This window comes from Hwanghaeella sp. LZ110, assembly GCF_048892525.1.
Taxonomy (GTDB): Bacteria; Pseudomonadota; Alphaproteobacteria; order UBA8366; family Aestuariispiraceae; genus Pacificispira.
Window position 1 is genome coordinate 612230 of sequence record NZ_JBLZHT010000001.1, and the last position, 21247, is coordinate 633476.

Here is a 21247-nt window from a genome sequence, read left to right on the forward strand (position 1 = left end):
GCAGGTAATGAAATCAAGCTCGCGAATTCAAGAGGGGCTAACTCCATCCGCTATCCGGCCGTCGGCGAGTCGGATGACCCGGTCGGCGAGATGGAAGTATCGATCATCATGAGAGATGACAACGATTGTTTTTCCCTGGCGCTGCAACTCTTTGAGTAATTCCACATAAAATATGTGTCGGAAAGTTGGATCCTGATCTGCTGCCCATTCGTCGAATACAAGGACCGGGCGTCCCTCCACCCACGCGTTAAGTAGAGCCAGCCGTTTGCGTTGGCCGCTTGAGAGGTCGGTGGTGGTAAACGCGCCGCCCTTGATCGCAACCTTGTGGGATATCTCCAAACGCTCCAACCATTCGTTTGCCTCTGCCGGAACTTCACGGTCACGAACTGCTACCTCGTCGAACAGATAATAGTCGGCAAAAACAGTGGTGAAGGATTGCCGATAATCGTCACGGTTGGGCGCGTCCACGGATATTCCATCAAGACGAATCTCCCCTTCCGTCGGCGTATAAAGGCCCAGAAGCAGTTTGATCAACGTGGTTTTTCCACAGCCGTTCTCCCCCACGATGAACAGCAATTCACCAGCTTCGATCGTCAGATCAATCGGCCCCAACTCGAAGCCCTTTGCACCTCCCGCCTCGGGAAAGGCATATCGCACGCCCTTGAGTTCTATGGTTGAAAATGCTGGAATCGGCTTTTCCGGCGTCGCCTTGATATCGCCTTCGGCGGTTAAATGCGGTTCGGGGTTGGAGAAGCGTTCCGACAAATCGGCGACCCGAAGGAGTGCAACCTGAACCCGCGCCAGAGACGGGATGGCGGCGATGATCTGGTCGAGAGGCCCTTTCATGTAAAGCAACACCAGCACGAAGCCGCTTACCACCTCGGCACCGGCATTCGGCATCAGCACATCCCGCAGCGCTAGGGTAAGAGCAATCACGAGGAAAAACAGCGACGTGCCGAAGGCCCTGGCGGAAACGAACAGGTTGATTGCGGCAATTTGTGAGGTACAGATGCCGTTCACGGTCCGTCGCAACTGCTCGGTATAAAGCCATTGGCGGCGCGGACGATTGATCCGGAGCTCCTTTGCCCCCTCGGCGATTCCACGGTAGTATTTCTGCAACGCATCTTCGGATTCGCGTGCGGCCATGAAGCCACGTACGCCCCGCGTGCGCGCCCAGCCTTGCACAATTGAACCGATTGCGATGGCTGTCACGGTTACCAAAAACATCGGCCAAGACAGCCAGGCGAGATATCCGAGGCAGCCCAGCGCAACTGTCACGGAAACCGCGAAGGACGAAAAGATGAAGGCGAAGTCGCTGATGGTATCAATGTCGTGGGTCAGCACGGGCATCAGCTTATGGGTGCGATATCTCTCCAGTTGGTCGATGGGGGCGGCCAGGATTTTAACGGCTAGAGAGTTGCGCAAGCGCGCGATAACGCGCTGACCAATAAAATTGGTGCCTACATCTGCCACGATTGAACCGATCAACATTAAAAGGCATAGCGCGACGAAGGCGAGTGCCAAGGTGCCCTGCTGATCTTGCTCCGCGTGCAAGCCATAGTTCACGGTAGCCAGTAAGGCCGTCACGCTGAGCCCCCCGATGGCCCCGAATACCGCCGAAGCGGTCAAGAGCGCCCAAAAGGGCCGCACCAGACGCCAAATTTCAAGGAACGCACTCATAGGACGTGTCTTCATGATGGGCTTACCTTGCTCGGAACGCGCCCGTCGTCGCGGCGGCGGATCGGGCAGTTGATACAATAGGCATCGGACAGCGCCGGAATCAGGTATCGGATGCAACATACGCGTCGCCACCGTAGGCCTCTCGGGTCTCGTCCTCGCGGATCGTGCCCTGGCGGGCTCAGTGCTTCGACCAGATCGCGCATCGGCCCCGCCAGGTGATCATGCGCATTCAGCAGCGCTTCCAGAGGCTCGAACGGTTCCGGCGGTTGATCAAAGAAAACGATCAGCACATGCGCGGTCCATTCGAAATAGCTGGCGAGATTACCCCACAGCATCCGTGGCGAGACCGATCCGTGACGGGCGATCGCGTCGACGACGGGGCCGAGATTGCCGTTGACCAGCGTCTTGAAACGCTCTGTCGGGGTGCTTTCGGTCGTGAGCATGCCGCCCGCATCCGCCAATACGATGCGGGATGGCTTTCCCTCCGCGTCGACGGCGAAACGTATCCTGTCCAGGGCAATCGGCAAGTCGCGCCTGAACATCAGGTTGGCCACGAGAACCGCCGGTATCACAACATCCCCGTACAATCTCGTCCAGAGGCTGGCTAGCACGCGCGGGTCATCGCATTCCTGCTCCTTGGCCAAAAAGGCGAGGGTGCGGTCCAAATGCTCGGGCGATACCAGATCGAGACCGGACACCAGGCCCGGGGCGTTCAAGGTGGATATGGCTAGTTTATGCCGATACGGTTCGAAGCGGCCGATACAAACGGTTGCGAGGTCCCGCTGAAGGGCCTCGTGCTGATCCGGCGATTCAAACACGGTTTCGTCCTTCATGGCCGCGCCCGCAACAGCCACATCAGATAGGGGCCACCAATCACCGTGGCGAGAAGGCCCGCCGGGACCTGGAAGGGAAACAGGATCGTGCGGCCGATCCAATCCGCGATGACCATGATCAGGGCGCCGATCAACACGGCACCCAATACTTGGTGAAGGGCTCGGTGCAGACCCATCATGCGGGCGATATGCGGCGCCATAAGCCCCACGAAGCTCAAAGGGCCGATCAACAAAGTTGCGATCGCTGTCGGCACAGCCGTCGCAACCATGATCACCAGACGGCTTTGGGGAACGTTCACGCCCAGCGCGGCCGCAGGCCCGCTGCCGAGTGGCAAGATTTCCAGCCAGCGCGCCAGGAGCGGGGACAACAACACCATCCCGACGGCAAATCCGGCCGGCAGCAGCACCTCATCGGTATCCACTTGATAAGTCGAACCAGCCATCCAGGTGAGCAACGTACCGACACGCGGATCGCCCGTTGCCATGGCAAGCGCGACGACGGCTCCGAAAACGGCGCTGGTCGCCACGCCGGCAAGCAACAGGCGGTCCGGACTGAAGGCCGCGCGCCGTCCCATCATCAGAATGATCACCAACACCCCAAAGGCGCCGACGGCTCCGGCCAGCATCTGCAAGGACCGGTCGGGAGTGGGCAAGGTAAACAACAGTAGAATGACACCCAGGGCGGCACCGGAACTGATTCCCAACACTTCCGGAGCGGCCATCGGATTGCCGGTTAGGCGTTGCAGCATCACCCCAGAGAAGGCCAGCATGACACCGGCAGCAAGCGCGGCGAAGAGCCGGGGAGCCCGCCAGGGCCACAGTTCCTGAATACCCTGAACACCGAGCCAGTGCCACCCGTCGGATCCCTGTCCGACCGCAAGACTGATCCAGACGGCGAACAGCAGGACCAACACCAAGACTGCGATTAGACGAAGCGGTTGCCGTCGGCGCACCTCGACGACAATGGCGGCCCCTGCGCGTACTGCGGCCCCCCCGCCCAGTCGAGGCAGCAACCATAATAGCATCGGGGCGCCGATCAGCGAGATGACCGCACCGGTCGGGACATGATGATATCCGCGCGGCAACAGTTGCACTAACTGGTCGGTCACCCATAGCAGCCCGGCACCGCAAAACGGTGCCCAGACCAGACGGTCGCGCAATCGCCGCGCCCCGGCCAGCCAGACCAATGACGGTGCCGCCAGCCCGACAAAGCCAAGCATGCCGACGGCACTTACAACGGAGGCGCTGAGAACTACCGCCACCCCAAGCGCCGCCAGCCGAGCACCACTTAATCCGAGACCGAGATTGCGAGCGACATCGTCGTCAAGGCCTAGAAGGGTCAATGGACGAACCAGGAAAGCCACCGCGACAGCCGCAAGCGCCAGTCGGGGCGCCAGAAAGGCGGCGATGCTCCAATCCTGCTGGCCCAATTCGCCCGCGCCCCAAATGAAGATTCCGCGTAGATAGTCGTGGTGAAACAAGGCCAGCGCCGCACCGAATGCACCGCAATACAGACTGACGATCAGGCCCGCTAGAATCAAAGCCAGCGGTGCCAGCGCGCGGGACCAGGCAAGCCAGAAAACCGCGATCAAAGCGGCGCTCGCCCCAGCCATGGCCACCCCTTCCCGCCCGATGACGGCCAGCAATCCGGGCGCCCAGAACGTTGCTGCGAGAAGAGCAAGGTGCGCCCCTGCGGAGACCCCCAAGGTGGTGGGCTCTGCCAACCTGTTCCGAAGAACCTGCTGACAGATTGTTCCCGCCAAAGCCAAAGCCGCTCCGCTCATCAGCGCGACCGCCATGCGCGGAAGGAGCACGTAGTGCGCCACCAAGGCGTTGCCGTCGTCCGAGATATCCAGGCCGAATAACGCGTCAATCCAGCGTTCCGGCGGCAATCGAAGTTCCAACTGGCGGCATGCCAAAATCGCGGCGATCGCGAGAAGCATGGCGGCGAGGGCCATAGGCTTGGTGACAGAGCAGCGCCGAGAATCGACGGTCACGGTCTCAACCATGTCCGGTTTCCTCTCCGGTAGCCGCGCCAGATCCCGACTTGTCCAGCGGCAAACGCTCGACCAACAACCGCGTGAAACGGTCAGCGGTCGGCACGCCACCATAGAACAACATGTTGTCCAGAACCGTGATCCGACCGTCGCGCACGAAAGGGAGGCGGCGCGTAAGCGGTCGTGCCTCGATCATTGCCTTTAAGTCTGCGGCTTGGCGGCTTAATAAAAGAAGCCGGGCCTCCGGCACTTCTGCCATGACTTCCAACGGGACCGTGGCATGGCCCCACGCGCTTGTCGGGCCGGTCCAGGCATTCTGCAGGCCGAACCGGTCGAGCAAGTCCTGGTAGATACAACGCCCACCGAATACCAACATGGCGTTTCGAACCAACTCACCGACCACATAGACAGGCCCACCGCGATACTGTGCGAAACCTGGTACCGCTGCCGAGATTGTATCTTCGACGCGCGCCAAATACGATTCGCACGCCTCCTCCATCCCAAGGCGCAAGGCGATTTCCCGTATCGCTAAACCGGATCGTTCATAGGCCGAATGCGTCTCGGTAGCGCGAATATCGAAAACCTCCACCGGCGCGATGCGCTCCAGTCGGGCACGGGCCCCGCCGAGCGAGGGATCAATCACGATCAGGTCCGGTTGCAGTTGGGCCAAGAGTTCCAGGCTGGGTTCCGAGCGCAGACCCGCCTCCCTCACGCTTTCGGGTACCGGCGGCTCGACGACAAGACGGCTGTAGCGTTCGATCTCCGGCATCAGCAATGGTTCGGCACCGATGGCCAACAGCGATTGCGCCGTGGCCCAGCCAAGGGCGGCGACACGTGGACCGTTCACCCCCTCGGATGAGGTGGCGGCATGCGCTGTGCCAACGGCGACCTTACTCGTTGTAAGGGCAGGGGGTATTGTCATGAGCCCCAAGCACGCCAGCAGGTTTCGACGGGAAATCTCCTCTCTCATCGCGGGAATGCCATCGGGTCGCCTGTTTCCGGATGTGGTAGAACGACCATCGGAAGATTGTAAATCGCCTTAAGCGAGGCTTCGGTAACGACATCAGCGGGTGGGCCGCCATGGATCAGCTTTCCGCCCCGCATCGCCAACACCTCATCACAGAAGCGCGCGGCCATATTGACGTCATGCAGAACCACGACAACGGTTGGGCCGTTCCGCGCGAGGCGGCGCACCAAATCCAACACTTGAATCTGATGCGCCAAATCCAATGCTGAAGTCGGCTCGTCGAGTAGAAGGCAATCCGGATTCTGCGCCACCAGCATTGCCAGCCAGGCCCGCTGCCGCTCTCCACCTGAAAGGCTATCCACCAACCGCGTTGCGAATGCGCCCACACCCGTCGCGACCATCGCCTCCTCGACCTTCTGTCGGTCTTTGTTGGTGAAGCGGCCAAGAGCGCCATGCCACGGATACCGCCCGAGAGCGACCAACTCCTGAACTGTCATGCCAATTGCGGCAGGCGGGGTTTGTGGCAGATAGGCAACCTTGCGCGCGTAGCATCGATGGGACCAGTTATCCAGAGGAAGGCCTTGAAAATCAATACGTCCCGAACTCACGGTTTGCTGTCGGGCCAGAAGGCGCAGCAGCGTTGTCTTGCCGGAGCCATTGTGGCCGATCAACCCATACACACGCCCTCCGGTAAGCGACAGCGTCGTCGGCTCAACCAACACTCGGTCTTCTATCCTGAACGAGGCCCCGTTGAGGTCGAAACACACGCTGCCTTGTGCCTCGCCTTCAGGCTGCTTGCCTTCTTGTTTCAACATCGGTCTCGTCCTTTGCCCGCGATAGATCTCGCCCCGATATGGAGACATGGCCACCTGGTCTTCCTCCAAACGGGTCGGTCTTCCACAACCGTCAATTCAACCCTTTAGATACGTGAAATAGCGGAGCCTAAGTTCGACCCCGCCAATCACATCACTCTTCATTCCGCATCCTGGTATCAGCAACGCCGTCCACTTCGATGGGAAAACTGCGGCCGAGTCGCCTACCAACGATGCGTCAGCGTGCTGATTACCCGGCGTTCATTGCCGGCGAAAACGAGGTTCCGCGAAAATCCGGGCGTGTAGTATTCGGTATCGAACAGATTGCTGCCGTCGACCCTCAATTCAGTTCCTGCAAGGGACGGCAGCACCTCTCCCAGGTCGTAACGAATGCTCGCATCGAACAAAGCATAGGCATCGACGATGTTGGTGTTGGACGCGTCGAAGGTCTTTCCGACATAGCGAACGCCGCCGCCCAATCCCAAGCCGCTCAACGGTCCACCTTGGAGGGTGTAGTCGAGCCAAACTGATCCTTGATGCTTGGGAACGGCCACCATCTGGTTGCCCTTCACGCCGATTTGGGACGTGTCTTTTGTGATCACCGCGTCGGTATATGTATAGGAGCCTTTGGTATACAAACCGTCGGCTAAATCAATGCGCCCTTCCAATTCCAGTCCTTTGGAAACAACCTCGCCAGCCGCAAGAAAGTATCCGGTATGAGACGGATCGGCCGATAGAACGTTCGTCTGGGTAATGTGGAAAACGGACGCAGTGACGGAGCTGTTGTATCCTCGCGGCTCATATTTAACGCCGACTTCGTATTCTTCGCCCTCGGTCGGATCGAACGAGGTGCCGTCGAAAGCCGGCGCCGCGACTTGAGGAAAGAACGATGTAGAGTAGCTGGCATATGGGCTGACGCCGGAGTTGAATGCATATATTGCCCCGCCGCGCCAGGTCAACGCACTGTCGGATAGTTTCGTCGTGGTGCCGTTCCGCTTGTTCTTGCTGTTCGACTTCACTTGGTCATAGCGCAGGTTCCCGGTCAGCGTTAGATCGCCGATTTGTGCCTGCTCCTGCCCGTACAAACCGACCTGTTGGATCGTCAGCCTAGTATCGACGGAGGGTGTTGTTCCAATCGAGATCGGCGTTCCGTAAGATGGATTGAAAACGTCCAGCGTTGTGTTATTTCCGTTAAATCGGGTTTCGCTGCGCGTATAGGCGGCGTAATCTACCCCGCCCAGGATCGTATGAAACACAGGGCCCGTATCGAGCGTCACTTCAACGTTATTATCCGTCAGAATCTGGTGCGCTTCCTGCTCACGATACTGCGAGTTTCGGGACAGAAGACGATCCCCCGTCAGCGTTCCAGAGCGGCTGCCGACGGTGCTGTATTCGGCGTCGGCATAAAGGTAGCGTGTCGCCGAATGCATGGCGAAAGTCTCGTTGAATCGGTGGTCGATGATCACAGTCGTCGCAAGGTTCGAGACATCACTGTCATTGTGATCGGGCTCACCGAGAAACAGGTCATGATCGATGGAGCCGTTCGGATTATCGTCGATCGTACCACTAGCCGGGAAGCTCTGTTCGGCACCGCCGCCTTTCTTGTGCAGATAGCTTGTCAGCAGAGTCACACTGGTGTCGTCCGATGCGTTCCAGGTGATGGAAGGGGCGAAATACTCGCGATCATCTGGAATATGTTCAAACTGGGTACCGCTTCTTCGGGCAAGTCCAACGATACGGTATAGAAGGTCGCCGTTTTCGTTGGTGGATCCGCCCACATCGAAGGCGCCCTGGAAATGCTCAAAATTCCCAACCTGCATCTGCACTTCATTGACTGCGTCGCGTGTCGGTCGCTTCGTCGTCAGGTTGAGCAGGCCGCCCGGCTCTCCCTGGCCATAGAGAACCGAGGCCGGGCCACGCAGAAAATCGACCTGTTCCACCCCGTAAAGTTCGATGTCATTATCGTAACCGTTAAAACCACCGCGCAGTCCATCATGATACTCGCCAGCGAAATTGAGCGTGCGGAATCCTCGAAGATACAGTTGGGAGTTCCCTTGCCCCCCCGGATAATCGATGATGCGGATGCCCGGCGTATAGGACATCGCGTCATTTAAGGTCTCCACGCCACGCCGGTCCATATCCTCACGCGTGATGACCGATACCGACGCCGGAATTTCATCCATTCGCGTATCGGTCTTGGTCGCGGTGTCTGTCACAAGGATAGGCGGTAGCAACATCCCCTCGTTTTGTTTTTCTTCCTGTGCACTGACCGTCACCGTGTCTTCGGATGCGAAACGATATACGAGACCGGATGCGCCCAGCAGGCGTTCAAGGGCTTCATTCGGGGTCATTTCACCGGACACGCCGGGAGAGGCGACGTCCCGCGCCAAATCCGTCGGGTAGAGTACCTGATATCCGGTCTGTTCGCCGAAAGTGAGAAGAACATCGGGAATCAGTCCGGCCGGAATGTCGAACTGCATAACCTCGTTGCGTGGCACCTGCGAAATCTGAAGGGCCGTATTGACGGCATCTCCCTCCGCTGCGTATGCGGCTGATCCGGTGGCTGTCATCCCCAGAACCGTCACCGCCAGAGCTGTTGTCATCCAAAGGCGGCTGCGTCGAGACGGCCTCCATTCTCCCCGAAAATTCATCATATCACCCTCGCTTGAGATTGTGAAAATGCGTCTTAGTTGCATCTTCTCGACTCCAAGACGTCGGGCAGGGGCCGCGACCTCACCCAAAAACGAAAAAAAATTTGTGGGTTATGCTTTGTTGAGGAGAACGAGGTACTCCGTTAACCTAATCTCGGTCACGGGAAGGGTCATTACGATAGCACGGAAGGCGGAGTCAGGGTTCTCCAGATTGAAGCTTCCATCCACCCTCAGATTGTTCAGGTCATCATCCAGAATGACGATGCGGCCTTTCCGGTACCGGTTGAGATCGGCAACCACGTCCCCAAGCGGACAGTCTCTGAAAACCATGCGGTTCCGTTGCCATGCGGTTTCTGAATCATCCTCCGAGCGCTTTACATCGCCCAGAATATGCTCCCCGACGGTAATCCGCTGTCCGGCTGACACGACGGCCATGCCACGGGCCGCATTGGCTGGCTCGCTGATTGAGACCTCGACCGCGTTTTCGGTAACGGCGACCACGATACCGCTGCGACGGCGATGCACGACAAACTTGGTCCCAAGCGCCCGAATGGTTGCACCGTTGCAGGAAACGAGGAAGGGCCGGGCTGGATCGTGCACGACCGTGAAGGCGGCGCGGCCCGAGATGAGACGAATCTGTCTTTGCGCGGGCGTGAAATCCAGCGCGATTGAGGTCCCTGCATCCAGCATGGCTTCGCTACCGTCCGAGAGCGACACATCGCGCCGCTCCCCCGTGCCCGTTCGGAAATCACCCAACAGGAGGCTTTCAATCTGCTGCCTCTCGATACCGACCGTGAGCAATGCGGTAGAGAGCGCCAACCCTGCACCACCGAAAAGTGCCGCCCGTCTCGTTGTCCAAAATCCGTATTGCGTCACCTTACTGTTGTGCGATCGGGAATCCGGGATGTGATCAAGGTCCGACCAAACACATTCCAGATGGCGAAATTCCTCGAAATTCGCGCTGTCTGTGCGCAGCCACTCTCCGAAGGCGGTGTGGTCCGACTCCGTTGCCCCGCCGGAATTCAGGTGAACGAACCACTGCAGGGCTTGGTCCCGTGCGGCCGTGGCATGATCTTTTCGCTCGGGCATGTCTCTCAGCACTTCAGTTGCGATCTTTTACGCATGGGCGATCGGTCTCCACCTAGCAGGACGTTTCGCCGCCATGAGCACCGCACTCCTAATAGAAACTTTTTCCACTCCATTACGTGTTTTTCTCCACTGAATCACGACATTGCGCCAATGCACGCATGATGTGTTTTTCGACCATGCTTTTCGATATGCCGAGTGTCCGAGCTATCTCCGCGTGGCTCAATCCATCTATTTTGTGCATCAGGAAAACCTGGCGCTGCCGTGTAGGCAACGCATCAATCGCCCGGGACAAAAGGGCAATTCTCTGCCGCTGCGTAACACTTTCTTCGCTTCCAGGCATGTCACTCGGACGGCCTTCCCCCATATCCGATCCAACAAAGGTTTTTTGACGCCTGTTGTCCGCCCGCAGCCGGTCCAGAGCGATATTGTCCGCCATTCGGTAAAGGTAGGCGCGGGGATTGGTAAGAGGCGGTACGGTATCGAGCCGGGAAAGCTTCAGATAAGTGTCATGGACCACGTCTCGCGCGGCTCCCTGGGACCCGATCCGGCGCGCCAGATAACGCGTCAGGTCGTCGTAATGCTCCAGGAGCAAACACACCAATCTCGACCGATTCTCGTCGGGCATACCAAGCTTTCCCCAAAATCATGGAACCGACTTTGTTGTCATGGCCGGTCATGATCAGTCACATCCCAGAAACATTATTCAATATGCGACTAATTCTCAATATCATTTGTCAGGATAATCTCCAAGCGCACTCAAATAGTGACATGCGACCCGAATATCCACCATTCACAGGGGGAGTCCTTGGGTCATCCGGTGTAAATGTTGCACCACAAGGGTAGACGTTTTTTCAATATGCTTCCATCATGCAGCGCCTTGAACGAGTTTTAAAAGGGTCGGCTGCGATTTCAACTGACACAGCTATGCGCTTGGAATGCGCCTGCAACACGACACCGCATTATTGGCTCAACATGCAAACCAACTTTGACCTGTCAAAAGCAGCCAAAGAGATTGATGTTTCCGGTATCAAACCGCTTGTTCATGGTTAGTAGAGGACAACTCGCCACCGCTCAAAAGTTGAAAATATAGACTGTCATTGCATTTTTTAATAGAAAATGGATAGCATGCTAGACAAATAATACTGGAATCTAGGGACATCGTTAGTATGAAAAATGCAATCTAACGACATCGCTAATGTTACATTCAGACAGCCTTAGCTATAAATATCAGGCTATCAACTGGCGCCCAGCGACATTCTTAAGTATATCTGACATCAGATCTGAATAGCGAGGTTTGGCTGCCCTTTTAGCTCTTTCCGACAAGTCTCCATAGTGTGGCGGAGCGTGTGCCCGAGCGGCAATAGGCCAGGATTGGGGTGGGCAGGTCGTCCATTGCCGTGCGGAAGGCTGTGGCATCCACTTCTGAAATTCCTACCGGTGAGATTGGGATATAACGGATCGGCAGCCCGATCTTGTTTGCAGCCGCTTCGATTTCTTGAAATGTCGGCTGGCCCAACTCTTCCCCATCGGGTCGATTGCATATGATGGATTGAAACCCCAGATTCTGTGCCTGAATGACATCATCAGGTGAGATTTGGGGGCTGACGGACAGGGTTGGGGATACGGGATAGGGCTGCATGATGCTCCTATGGGTTAAAGGGCGTTGACGGGCACTTTCAACATCCGGCGACCGTCTTTGTCAGTGGGTATGGCTCCGGCACGCATATTGACCTGTAAGGCGGGAATGATCAATTTCGGCATTCCCAGTGTTGCGTCTCGTTCGGTCCGGAACCGCACGAAGGCAGCTTTGGTATTGCCCTGGCCGACATGGATATTCTGTGCCTTCTGATCTGCGACAGTGGTTTCCCACTGAATGTCACGACCGTTTGGACCATAGTCGTGACACATGAACAGGCGCATGGCGTCCGGCAGGGACAGAACCTTTTGTATGCTGTCATACAGTGTTCCTGCGTCACCGCCCGGGAAATCCGCACGGGCTGACCCGCCGTCTGGCATAAACAAAGTATCCCCGACAAAGGCGGCATCGCCAACGACATGGGTCATACAGGCCGGGGTGTGCCCTGGTGTATGAAGGGCGATGGCCTGCATCTGCCCGATTGAATAGGTATCCCCGTCCTTGAACAAGGCGTCGAACTGACTGCCATCCCGCTGAAACTCAGTGCCCTCGTTAAAGACTTTTCCGAATGTATCCTGCACGATGGTAATATTGCTGCCAATGCCGATTTTGCCTCCCAAGAGCCCCTGAATATAGGGGGCCGCCGATAGATGATCGGCATGCACATGGGTTTCGATAATCCATTCCAGCGATAGGTTCTGCTGGCGGATATGATCGATGATCCGGTCTGCATTGTCGAAGCTGATCCGCCCCGCAGCATAGTCGATATCCAATACGGGATCGATCAACGCACAGGCCGGGGAGGCAGGATCCGCTACCACATAGCTGATGGTGTTGGTTGCGGGGTCAAAGAAAGCCGCGACTTTGGGTTTGATGGTGATGTTTATTGGATAGGAGGTCATCTCCGTCCCCTAAGATTTCAGGTTTTGCAGGTACGTATACCCAGAATGGAATACAGTGGGCACAGACGCACCAGTCCTGTGATGATCAGCACCAGGCCGACGACGACGGCACCATATTTGACGAATGCGTCATCGAAAATCTCCAGGCCGCTGAGCAAGGCACATGCGGTCAAGGCGGCACCTATTACGAGACGCACCAATCGATCGAGACCTCCAACATTTACTGTCATAAAATGATCCTCCGGTTAGAATGTTCCTGACTGTAACGCCCGGGAAGCACGCTGTCGGTGACGAAGTCACCAAACCGTCGGCTTTTGATGCATCATCTGTTGAATGTGGAAATCTATGCTGGATCTAAAGAAGCCAGATGCGTCAGGCCGTTTCTGTCCAACAGGCCCAGGGTTCCCCGTGCTTGTAGAATCCACCCACGCCGCTGAAATTCACCCAATTGGCGCGAGATAACTTCGCGTGCCGTGCCCAGCTCTGCTGCAAGCTGCTGATGGGTCACCTTGATGTGATCCGACCCCCGCGCAAGATTCAGTAGCTTCTGGGCAAGCCGGATATCCAGCCTTTGGAAGGCTATTTCTTCTATCACCAGGAACAGATCCGTTATCCGTTTTGAATAGGCGGTGAAGATAAAATTTCGAAAATCGACCGACTGGGAAATCAGGGTATCGAATACAGGGCGGGGGATTGCGGCTGCCCGAATATCCGTTTCCGCAACGCCTTCCGCTGAATAGTCCTCATACGCCAATAGACACGCTGTCGTAAGGACACAGCTTTGCCCGGCTTCGACGCGATACAGCACAATTTCGCGACCACCTTCTGAGGTTTGGTGCACCCGAACGCGCCCCTCCAACAGCAGCAATAGATTTTCCGGGGGCTTGCCGGGACCGAATATAATCGTGCCTTCGGGTACGGTTACAATCGTGCTTTCCCGCATCAGGGTTTGTTTGATCGTGCCCTCCAGTTTTGAAAGGCCTTCAAACTTTTCGATCCAAAGCTCAGCAGGCTTTCCCGTTTCCAGGGAGGTGTCTTTTTCTTGCATATGCTCACCCTTCACCCTTTCTTACGACGATATATCTGCATGTGATGAATGGCGAGGGGAGATTAACCTGCGGTTCTAAACCGCTGTATATATTCCCTAAGACTTAATGGTGCGAATAATTATCACTTGCATATTAATCTTTTCATCTCTATGACCCCATTCGCTCTTTACAGAACGCTGTGGTCGCGCAGCCAGTGAAGGGCGCGTGACACACACGGAACCAGCCAGCCAAGATCTGCGCGTTTGCACTTCTTATAGCCAGCCAGGATTTCAACGAAACCTGAAGCTATTGGAGCTGTAAGACATGTATAACGACCTATCCCTGAATAGACTTACCGCAACAGACATCCCTTTTAGTCATCGCCTTAAGGCGGGAACAGCCATTGGGGCACTATTGGCCTGTATGATGGCCGCACCGGCGCATGCACAATCGACCAATCAGCCCGCCAATGGAACGCAGGCCAGTGACACCCCCATTCAATTGGCGCCGATCGCTGTCGAAGGGAAAGAAGACAGCGGCTACAAGACGGATAAATCAGCGTCCAGCAAATTTACCGCACCATTGGTTGATACACCCAAAAGCGTCACCGTCATTCCTCAGGAAATTATTGAACAACGGAATGCAACCAGCCTTGATGAGGTTCTTAGAACCACGCCGGGCATTACCTTGGGTGCGGGTGAGGGGGGCATCCCCAGTGCGGACCGACCGAATATTCGCGGGTTTTCTTCTGAAGGAAACATCTTTGTCGATGGCATTCGTGATACCGGGTCACAAACACGCGACACGTTCAATGTGGAACAAGTGGAAATTGTCAAAGGTCCAGGATCCGCCTATAGCGGGCGCGGCTCTACCGGGGGCAGTATTAATCTGGTGACGAAGAAAGCCACCCTGGATGAAGATTTCCTTGGTGGGAACGTGTCTGTTGGATGGCCTTTCAGCAAGCGGGCGGCCGGGGATGCGAACTATGTCCTGTCCGAACATGCGGCAATTCGATTGAATGTGCTGGTAGAAGACAGCGAAGTCCCAGGCCGGGATGAGGTGACAACCAGCAGCTTAGGCTTTGCCCCGTCAATGGCCCTGCAATTTAATGATACGACCAAGGCGACGGTGAGTCTGTATCACCTGCAAACCGATGATATGCCTGACTATGGTCATCCCTATGATCCGGCAACCGGAAAGCCTGTCGATGTTGATCGCGATAACTTCTATGGTTTGACCAACCGCGATTTTCAGGAAACCCAGGTTGATTCAGCCACGTTCGATTTTGAACATGAACTGAATGACAGCCTGACCCTGCGCAACGTGTCGCGCTATAGCTGGTCTGAGAATGATTATATCGTTACCAACCCGAATGACAGTGCGGCGGATAACATCTCTGAAGGCAGTGTTTGGCGCGCCATTAAAAGCCGCAATTCAGACACCACAGTCGTGTCCAATCAAACCGATCTGTCTGGTGATTTTGAAACCTACAATCTGAAGCACAGCTTCAATGCCGGGATTGAAATCAGCTATGAAACCAGCCGCAACCGGAACTATGTTGTCGATACCGGCAATCGTGATTGTTCTGTTGGCGGTGTCGGTGCTGCGGGTGGGTTCAATTGTACGACCCTGGCCGCACCGAATCCAAACGATCCATGGACCGGATCCATCACGCCGAGTGCAAACTCTACGAAAACTACGGTCAGCACGCGGTCGATCTATGGCTTTGATACGATCGAATTGGATCCGCAATGGCTGGTGAACTTTGGTCTGCGGGTAGATGACTATAAAACGACATCCGGCGCGCTGGAGAATGAATCGACATTCGTTAATTACCAGTTGGGGGCGGTCTACAAGCCGGCGTCTAACGGCAGCATTTATGTGTCCTATGGTACGTCTTCAGAACCTCCGGGTTCCACCGCTGGAGAGGGGGGTGATAACATCTCAACCAGCAATGCCGACCTGGATCCGGAAGAATCCCGCAGTTATGAGATCGGGACAAAATGGGATCTGTTCGAACAAAAGCTTGCGGCAACGGCGGCTGTTTTCCGGACCGAAAAGACCAATGCGCGATATTCAACGGCACCGGGGCGCGGGGCACCTCAGGCATTGGGAGGTGAGCAGGTAGTCAATGGGCTCGAACTTGGCGTGTCCGGGGATATCACCGATGCGTGGCATGTCTTTGGGGGATATACCTTCATGCATTCCGAAATTGTCGATGACGGCCCCGTTTCGACAGATGAAGGCAACAAGATCCCCAATGTTCCTGCCCATAGCATGAGCATTTGGTCGACCTATGACATTCTTCCAGATGTGAATCTGGGGGGTGGGGTCACCTATGTCTCCCATCGCTTTGCCAATTCGTCAAATGACAAGAAAGTCCCAGCCTATTGGTTGTTCGATGCGGTCGCGACATACACCGTCCAGGAGAATGTCGACCTGCGCCTGAACGTGAACAATGTGTTCGATACGACCTATTATGTGAAACCGTATGCGACCCATTTTGCGACGGTAGGGACAGGTCGATCAGCCGTAGTGTCCACCAGCTTTAAATTCTAACGACGGAAATACCCGACCCCCTGCGTCCTGTGGGGGGTCGGTCGGAGGGCTCTATTCATGATGTTGCAGATTCCAAATGTTCTGGACCTGGATCAGGTCGCTGAATGCAGAAAGCATTTGGATGCTGCTGAATGGGTTGATGGGCGGGTGACTGCGGGACATCAATCCGCACAGGTTAAGAAAAATCAGCAGATACCGGAAGACCACCCGGTCGCTCGCCAGATTGGGGATGCCATTGTGTCGATCCTCAACAGGCATCCTTTGTTTATTTCTGCGGCGTTGCCGAAGCGAATTTTCCCACCTCTTTTCAACAGTTATGCCGGGGGGCACAGCTTTGGCAGCCATGTTGATAATTCCATTCGCCAGATTCCAGGCACCAATGAGCGAATCAGAACGGACCTGTCCGCCACCCTGTTTCTATGTGCACCGGAAGACTATGACGGCGGGGAACTGATCGTTGAAGACACCTATGGCAGCCATTCTGCAAAACTGGGGGCGGGTGACATGGTGCTCTACCCTTCCACCAGCCTGCATCATGTCCGCCCCGTCACGCGCGGCGCACGTGTGTGTTCCTTCTTTTGGATGCAAAGCCTGATCCGGGACGACGGGCATCGCACAATCCTGTTCGATCTGGACCAGTCCATTCAACGCCTGGGGCGGGATCACCCGGATCATTCAAGCATCATGGAATTGACGGCGATTTATCACAACCTTTTGCGGCAATGGGCGGAGCTTTAGCCAAGATGAGCAACCTTGATACGACGCAATCTGAAAGCAAGTCCTTTATGACTAAAGTTAGTGGCAAAGGGCTGCGCTGGCTGTTGGCGGAAATCCATCTATGGTTCGGACTAATTCTATGTGCACCCCTGGTGCTGTTAGGATTAAGCGGCAGTTATCTGATGTATCATGACGAACTCGACGCCCTAGTGGCGGGGGGGCCGGCTTTTGAAGTATCACAGGGGGTGCCCCAAAGTGTTGATGCGATTATCGCTGTAGCCGCCGACGCCGCGCCCCAGGGCTTTAGTCTGCGCATGATCAGAATGCCAGACGGGGCAGGGGAACCTGTCATCGCGCGCATTGGGCCTGATGGCGCAAGCTTTCGGGATCCCCGTGCGAAAAGCATTGCCGTTGATCCCGTCACTCTGGATGTTTTGGGAGAGGTCGTTGGCGGGCGGAGCCTGTTAACAGGGATTATGCATGATATTCACAGTCATGCGCTGATTCCGGGTGGAATTGGACGCCCTATTGTTGGGTGGCTGGGTGTTATCATGCTGTTCCTGTGTGGATCGGGATTGATTATCTGGTGGCCCAAGCTCCGAAAATTATGGGCGGCCCTGACCATAAAGCGGGGGGCGCGCGGTTTGCGTTTGCATCGTGACCTGCATGGCGCTGTGGGGTTCTGGACCTTGATTGTCTTTACCATTGTCAGCTTCACGGGCGTTTATATCGCATTTCCCAATCCGGTCGCCAGCCTGATGGAAACAGTCTTGATGGAGGAACGCTCATCCCCGCCAGGCCCCCCGGTGAAGGCGGCTGAGGGCGTTCCTGAAATGGGATTGCAGGATGCGGTGCGTCTGGCTGATACGGTTGTGTCTGACGTGGACTTTGTTCAGGCGATTATGCCCTTCCGCCCCGGACAACCCCTGCGCGTTCAGTATAACGTACCTGGTTCAGCAGAAGGCGCCCCAAAAGTGACGGTGATGATCGATCCTTGGAAGATTGATGTTGTAAAAGTCGAAGATCCCCGAGCCTTTGGCCGAACGGATATGGCTGTCGCATGGCAGCGTCCGCTTCATGCGGGCGTTGGACTGGGACCAATCTGGAATGGTCTGGTGTTTATCTCTGGCTTTCTGCCGCTGTTGTTTTCGATTACGGGCATTTCAATGTGGTGGATCAAACGCCGCGCACGCCAGAAGCGGGGGCGGGCTGCCTGACCCCGCACTGGCGTTATGCGATCGGCTATTTGATAAAAGTCAGGTCCCCTTTTGCCGTGGGTGTAATATAGCTCAGACAGTTGGCCACAGGGCCATTGGCATCCGCACAGGCCAGGACATCATTCAGCAACATCCGGCCCAGGGTCGGGCAGGCCATGTCGGCGATGTCGAAAATCTTCAGACCTGTCTTGCCGATGGGCAGTGGCGCCGTTTCAACTGCCAACCGCTTGGCGACAACGCCGTCTGTATCAAACAGGACAAGATCCAGCTTCAACGTTTCCAACGCCCGCCCGCTTTCATTTCCAACGATCATATAAACGCGGCAGGCATCCCCTTTGGTTTCGGTCTTGTTCAGTTCGACATGGATCGTCTGTTCTGCAGCATAGGCTGGGGTGTTGGCTAACATGGACACCGCAAGAAGCGCGGATGCGAGACTCTTTTTCATTTCTTTTCCTTTCCGGCGATTTACACGCTGGCATTAAATTCGTGGTGATGTACCCGTCCCAATAAGGCTGGGATAAGGATCAAGCTGCACAATAATAATGATAATCATTCTCAAATAAAGTCTTTAAACAGAAAATACTTTTTCACATTGATCTGCGTCAGAATGCCTGAGCCGTGGGCATGCTGATTAGTGACATGCAGATTTATTGAAGCATTAGGGCAACTGGGTTTTCTGATATGCGTGCACTGAATTGCATGCTATTTCTTGCGATGAAATGGGAAGGTTATCCTCAATAATTGTTTAGATAATGTTGTGAGTTGAATTTTATCGATATGAATTCAGAATTGGATATTTGGGGACCTATGGACACAGGTAGACTAAAAATAAAACCGGCGTGGTTATTAGTAACAATCGGGATCATAGCGTTTGCTAAGGTTGGGTTCATTCTTTCATTCCTGACGCAGAATCCGGAGTTTTCAGTAGTTGGGGATGCCGCAGATTACATTGATCTTTCGCGGTTGATCGCACAGGAAAGTCCTGATTGGTACACATCAGACTACTTAATTCGGGCACCTGGTTATCCAGCATTTCTGGCTGGAATGCGGTTGCTGGGATTTGATCAGTCAATCCATTTTGTATTGGCCAATGTGGCGCTTGGTCTGGGCATGGCGTTGCTGGTTTTTGATATTGCGCGTCGCGCCGGACATTGGCGCATCGGGTGTGTTGCCGCCTTGATCATCAGTGTCGATCCAACACTTTTTTACTACCAGACGATGGTCTTAACAGAGACGCTTTTTGCGTTTCTGGTGACATTGATCCTTTGGATTCTGTGTGTCCCTTTGACGCTGGAATTGGGGAGCCGCAGAAAGCTGTTCCTATATGCCGTCGTATTAGGGGGGATTGCGGCCCTGGCGCTGACGGTTCGGCATGTCATGCTGATGTTTCCCGCAGTTCTCGCAGCTATTTTTCTAATTCATGCGCTTACCAAAACGATGCGGTGGCGAGAGGCTTTTCTGGTATTTGTGATCGCGACAGCCCCGTCTATCGGTGTTGCCACGGCCTGGAGCGCTTATAACCAGAAGGAATTGGGTATAGAGAGCGTCCGCTCAGTGGGGCAGCATCTGCATCTGTGGCGCGGCCCGTCAATTGTGTCGCGCGCAACAGGCCAGGATCGATGGGTTGTCCGGGCTGAGATGGAAGCTGCCATTCCCGAAGATATCCGAGATGATCCCGCAGCCCGTGACGCCTATCAACGCCAGGAATTCCTTAAAATCATTGCTCGGTATCCGGTGGCGTTTGTAACCGATGTCGCTGTCGGTGGTGCAAAGCTGTTACTCGCTCCGTCTCAAGGGCCATTGGAACGCTTTTTTGCGGATGAACTTGATGGTAATGCGGGAAACCTTGATTTCTTGGGGTTCAGTCAAGAAACCCGTACCCTGTGGGGAACCTATATAGCGAAGGTCCCTGGATTCTTTCTTGTGCTGATTTTTTCCAGTGCGTTGACTTTGTGTGTCGCGATGGGGACGATACTGGCACTTCTTCGCTTTCCCCGCTGGCCAAATGACATCAAGAGCTTTTTCTTCGTTCTGTTTATTGTGTCTGCGTATTTCATTGTGCTGTCATCCAGTGCCTCATTGGATTCCCGCTTTCGGACACCCTTCATCGCCGCCCTAGTGTTGCTGGCTACGTTTGGATGGTCCGCTCTCGGACGCGATGTCCGGGACTGGTGGAGTCAAAGCAGCCCCCGCAAGGTTCTCATGATCGCTGTAACCATTCTGGGAAGCCGCAATTCGGTGGCGTATCAGATAATCTTATTCAAGCTTCTTCGCATGGTATGTTTTCCGTTAGATTTCATTCTTTCATGGTTCAGTTGGCAAGGCCCCCGCGATGACAGGGCAGCGCGGCATCTTGGTCCGGTAATCGTCATCGGAAACCACCGCAGTGGGACAACAATCCTTGCTCAGGTGCTGCAAAACACCCTGCCCCTGGCGCCCATGGGAAATATGTCGATTCTGTTTCCAAACGCCCCGGTCGTCTACAGCCTGTTTCGGTTCGTAAAGGGCACGGTCGCGACGACCAGTAAGAACTTTTACGGCTTTTCTGCGGGCTTTTTTGGAATAAGCGATTGTTATGAGGTCTGGGACCGCTGGTTTGGTGTTGATCACAGCCATCCCAGAATGCCGGATGACAGGCATCGTGCTGCTGTTGACATCCAGAATTACTTCTCCTGTCTGGCAGATGCAGCCAACACAGCGGTTCTCGCAAAGAATAACAGGGCGACATTATCAGCAGGAATGCTTGCCCTGGCTCTGCCTGAGGCAATTTTTGTTTATGTTGAGCGCGACCCCGACGCCGTGATTCGATCGGTTCTAACTGCAAACAAAGCATTCTACGGTGATGTGCGATTTATTTGGGGATTACGCCCCACACCTGATTTCCCTCGCGTGGCCCCGGTTGGGAAAGCGCAGGAAACCGCTGCGGCACAGCAACGCGGTCTAGAGATAGCCATCGCAGAACAACTTGCTCAGATCCCACCGCATCGTCTGGTCAAGATTTCCTTCGCCTCCCTGGTTGCGCAAGAGAAATCTGAGATTGAAACTGTGATTGCACAGGTGGCGAAACATCTCAAAATTCCATATTCTCCCTCTGATCAAACTACGTTTCCCATCATCACCCCCGCAAATGAGAAAGCGGTGCAAAGTTAACGGGCCTAT

The 21247-nt window shown here is 55.4% G+C and carries 18 protein-coding genes; 5 read left to right on the top strand and 13 right to left on the bottom strand.

Annotated elements, in window-relative coordinates:
- Positions 1-27 precede the first annotated feature (27 nt).
- The 8 genes from ACOSDM_RS02655 to ACOSDM_RS02690 all read right to left on the bottom strand — a co-directional run bounded on the left by ACOSDM_RS02655 (position 28) and on the right by ACOSDM_RS02690 (position 10654).
- Positions 28-1695, bottom strand: coding sequence for a cyclic peptide export ABC transporter (locus tag ACOSDM_RS02655; protein WP_420722926.1), 1668 nt, complete (start codon positions 1693-1695; stop codon positions 28-30).
- The gene (fhuF, locus tag ACOSDM_RS02660; RefSeq protein ID WP_420722927.1) at positions 1692-2513 is read right to left on the bottom strand and encodes a siderophore-iron reductase FhuF; all 822 of its coding nucleotides are present in this window, start codon (positions 2511-2513) and stop codon (positions 1692-1694) included. Before fhuF ends, ACOSDM_RS02655 begins: the two co-directional genes overlap by 4 nt.
- The gene (gene fhuB / locus ACOSDM_RS02665; protein ID WP_420722928.1) at positions 2510-4624 is read right to left on the bottom strand and encodes a Fe(3+)-hydroxamate ABC transporter permease FhuB; all 2115 of its coding nucleotides are present in this window, start codon (positions 4622-4624) and stop codon (positions 2510-2512) included. The genes fhuF and fhuB overlap by 4 nt, the downstream gene beginning before the upstream one ends.
- The gene (locus tag ACOSDM_RS02670) at positions 4515-5432 is read right to left on the bottom strand and encodes an ABC transporter substrate-binding protein (protein WP_420722929.1); all 918 of its coding nucleotides are present in this window, start codon (positions 5430-5432) and stop codon (positions 4515-4517) included. The genes fhuB and ACOSDM_RS02670 overlap by 110 nt, the downstream gene beginning before the upstream one ends.
- A 44-nt stretch (positions 5433-5476) precedes the next feature.
- The gene (locus ACOSDM_RS02675) at positions 5477-6292 is read right to left on the bottom strand and encodes an ATP-binding cassette domain-containing protein (protein WP_420722930.1); all 816 of its coding nucleotides are present in this window, start codon (positions 6290-6292) and stop codon (positions 5477-5479) included.
- Between the two features lie 221 nt (positions 6293-6513).
- Entirely contained in the window at positions 6514-8892 is a 2379-nt protein-coding gene (locus tag ACOSDM_RS02680) for a TonB-dependent siderophore receptor (RefSeq protein ID WP_420722931.1), read from the bottom strand.
- Positions 8893-9051: 159 nt separating this feature from the next.
- The gene (locus ACOSDM_RS02685) at positions 9052-10029 is read right to left on the bottom strand and encodes a FecR family protein (RefSeq protein ID WP_420722932.1); all 978 of its coding nucleotides are present in this window, start codon (positions 10027-10029) and stop codon (positions 9052-9054) included.
- A 112-nt stretch (positions 10030-10141) separates the two neighbouring features.
- Entirely contained in the window at positions 10142-10654 is a 513-nt protein-coding gene (locus ACOSDM_RS02690; protein ID WP_420722933.1) for an RNA polymerase sigma factor, read from the bottom strand.
- Between the two features lie 242 nt (positions 10655-10896).
- On the opposite strand from ACOSDM_RS02690, the gene ACOSDM_RS02695 reads away from it, so the two are divergent.
- Positions 10897-11079 (top strand): HigA family addiction module antitoxin, encoded by a 183-nt coding sequence (locus ACOSDM_RS02695; protein WP_420722934.1) that lies wholly within the window; start codon positions 10897-10899, stop codon positions 11077-11079.
- 256 nt (positions 11080-11335) lie between these two features.
- On the opposite strand, the gene ACOSDM_RS02700 is transcribed toward ACOSDM_RS02695, so the two are convergent.
- The 4 genes from ACOSDM_RS02700 to ACOSDM_RS02715 all read right to left on the bottom strand — a co-directional run bounded on the left by ACOSDM_RS02700 (position 11336) and on the right by ACOSDM_RS02715 (position 13615).
- Positions 11336-11668 carry a TIGR01244 family sulfur transferase gene (locus ACOSDM_RS02700; protein ID WP_420722935.1) on the bottom strand — a complete coding sequence of 111 codons (333 nt, stop codon included), beginning with the start codon at positions 11666-11668 and terminating at the stop codon, positions 11336-11338.
- 14 nt (positions 11669-11682) lie between these two features.
- Positions 11683-12567, bottom strand: a complete 885-nt coding sequence (locus ACOSDM_RS02705; RefSeq protein WP_420722936.1) for an MBL fold metallo-hydrolase — start codon at positions 12565-12567, stop codon at positions 11683-11685.
- A 17-nt stretch (positions 12568-12584) separates the two neighbouring features.
- Entirely contained in the window at positions 12585-12797 is a 213-nt protein-coding gene (locus tag ACOSDM_RS02710) for a YgaP family membrane protein (RefSeq protein WP_420722937.1), read from the bottom strand.
- Positions 12798-12910: 113 nt separating this feature from the next.
- Positions 12911-13615: a Crp/Fnr family transcriptional regulator gene (locus tag ACOSDM_RS02715; protein ID WP_420722938.1), complete on the bottom strand. Its 705-nt coding sequence runs from the start codon at positions 13613-13615 to the stop codon at positions 12911-12913.
- 304 nt (positions 13616-13919) lie between these two features.
- Here ACOSDM_RS02715 and ACOSDM_RS02720 point away from each other — a divergent pair, with 304 nt between their 5' ends.
- The 3 genes from ACOSDM_RS02720 to ACOSDM_RS02730 are packed head-to-tail and all read left to right on the top strand — an operon-like array spanning position 13920 to position 18088.
- A complete protein-coding gene (locus ACOSDM_RS02720) occupies positions 13920-16154 on the top strand; it encodes a TonB-dependent receptor (protein WP_420722939.1) in 2235 nt (744 codons plus the stop codon).
- 57 nt (positions 16155-16211) lie between these two features.
- Complete coding sequence (locus ACOSDM_RS02725; protein WP_420722940.1) at positions 16212-16892, top strand: Fe2+-dependent dioxygenase; 681 nt, start codon at positions 16212-16214, stop codon at positions 16890-16892.
- A gap of 47 nt (positions 16893-16939) precedes the next feature.
- On the top strand, positions 16940-18088 hold the full coding sequence (locus ACOSDM_RS02730; RefSeq protein WP_420722941.1) for a PepSY-associated TM helix domain-containing protein: 1149 nt from the start codon (positions 16940-16942) through the stop codon (positions 18086-18088).
- Positions 18089-18113: 25 nt separating this feature from the next.
- Here the strand turns inward: ACOSDM_RS02730 and ACOSDM_RS02735 are convergent, their stop codons facing one another.
- The gene (locus ACOSDM_RS02735) at positions 18114-18533 is read right to left on the bottom strand and encodes a Tat pathway signal sequence domain protein (RefSeq protein WP_420722942.1); all 420 of its coding nucleotides are present in this window, start codon (positions 18531-18533) and stop codon (positions 18114-18116) included.
- A gap of 362 nt (positions 18534-18895) precedes the next feature.
- On the opposite strand from ACOSDM_RS02735, the gene ACOSDM_RS02740 reads away from it, so the two are divergent.
- A complete protein-coding gene (locus ACOSDM_RS02740; RefSeq protein ID WP_420722943.1) occupies positions 18896-21238 on the top strand; it encodes a sulfotransferase in 2343 nt (780 codons plus the stop codon).
- Positions 21239-21247: the final 9 nt, after the last annotated feature.

Excerpts from the sequence above, each read along its gene's own strand:
- ACOSDM_RS02655 (WP_420722926.1), bottom strand. The coding sequence starts at position 1,695 with ATGAAGACACGTCCTATGAGTGCGTTCCTTGAAATTTGGCGTCTGGTG.
- fhuF (WP_420722927.1), bottom strand. The coding sequence starts at position 2,513 with ATGAAGGACGAAACCGTGTTTGAATCGCCGGATCAGCACGAGGCCCTT.
- fhuB (WP_420722928.1), bottom strand. The coding sequence starts at position 4,624 with ATGGTGGCGTGCCGACCGCTGACCGTTTCACGCGGTTGTTGGTCGAGC.
- ACOSDM_RS02670 (WP_420722929.1), bottom strand. The coding sequence starts at position 5,432 with ATGACAATACCCCCTGCCCTTACAACGAGTAAGGTCGCCGTTGGCACA.
- ACOSDM_RS02675 (WP_420722930.1), bottom strand. The coding sequence starts at position 6,292 with ATGTTGAAACAAGAAGGCAAGCAGCCTGAAGGCGAGGCACAAGGCAGC.
- ACOSDM_RS02680 (WP_420722931.1), bottom strand. The coding sequence starts at position 8,892 with ATGACAACAGCTCTGGCGGTGACGGTTCTGGGGATGACAGCCACCGGA.
- ACOSDM_RS02685 (WP_420722932.1), bottom strand. The coding sequence starts at position 10,029 with ATGCCCGAGCGAAAAGATCATGCCACGGCCGCACGGGACCAAGCCCTG.
- ACOSDM_RS02690 (WP_420722933.1), bottom strand. The coding sequence starts at position 10,654 with ATGCCCGACGAGAATCGGTCGAGATTGGTGTGTTTGCTCCTGGAGCAT.
- ACOSDM_RS02695 (WP_420722934.1), top strand. The coding sequence starts at position 10,897 with ATGCAGCGCCTTGAACGAGTTTTAAAAGGGTCGGCTGCGATTTCAACT.
- ACOSDM_RS02700 (WP_420722935.1), bottom strand. The coding sequence starts at position 11,668 with ATGCAGCCCTATCCCGTATCCCCAACCCTGTCCGTCAGCCCCCAAATC.
- ACOSDM_RS02705 (WP_420722936.1), bottom strand. The coding sequence starts at position 12,567 with ATGACCTCCTATCCAATAAACATCACCATCAAACCCAAAGTCGCGGCT.
- ACOSDM_RS02710 (WP_420722937.1), bottom strand. The coding sequence starts at position 12,797 with ATGACAGTAAATGTTGGAGGTCTCGATCGATTGGTGCGTCTCGTAATA.
- ACOSDM_RS02715 (WP_420722938.1), bottom strand. The coding sequence starts at position 13,615 with ATGCAAGAAAAAGACACCTCCCTGGAAACGGGAAAGCCTGCTGAGCTT.
- ACOSDM_RS02720 (WP_420722939.1), top strand. The coding sequence starts at position 13,920 with ATGTATAACGACCTATCCCTGAATAGACTTACCGCAACAGACATCCCT.
- ACOSDM_RS02725 (WP_420722940.1), top strand. The coding sequence starts at position 16,212 with ATGATGTTGCAGATTCCAAATGTTCTGGACCTGGATCAGGTCGCTGAA.
- ACOSDM_RS02730 (WP_420722941.1), top strand. The coding sequence starts at position 16,940 with ATGACTAAAGTTAGTGGCAAAGGGCTGCGCTGGCTGTTGGCGGAAATC.
- ACOSDM_RS02735 (WP_420722942.1), bottom strand. The coding sequence starts at position 18,533 with ATGAAAAAGAGTCTCGCATCCGCGCTTCTTGCGGTGTCCATGTTAGCC.
- ACOSDM_RS02740 (WP_420722943.1), top strand. The coding sequence starts at position 18,896 with ATGGACACAGGTAGACTAAAAATAAAACCGGCGTGGTTATTAGTAACA.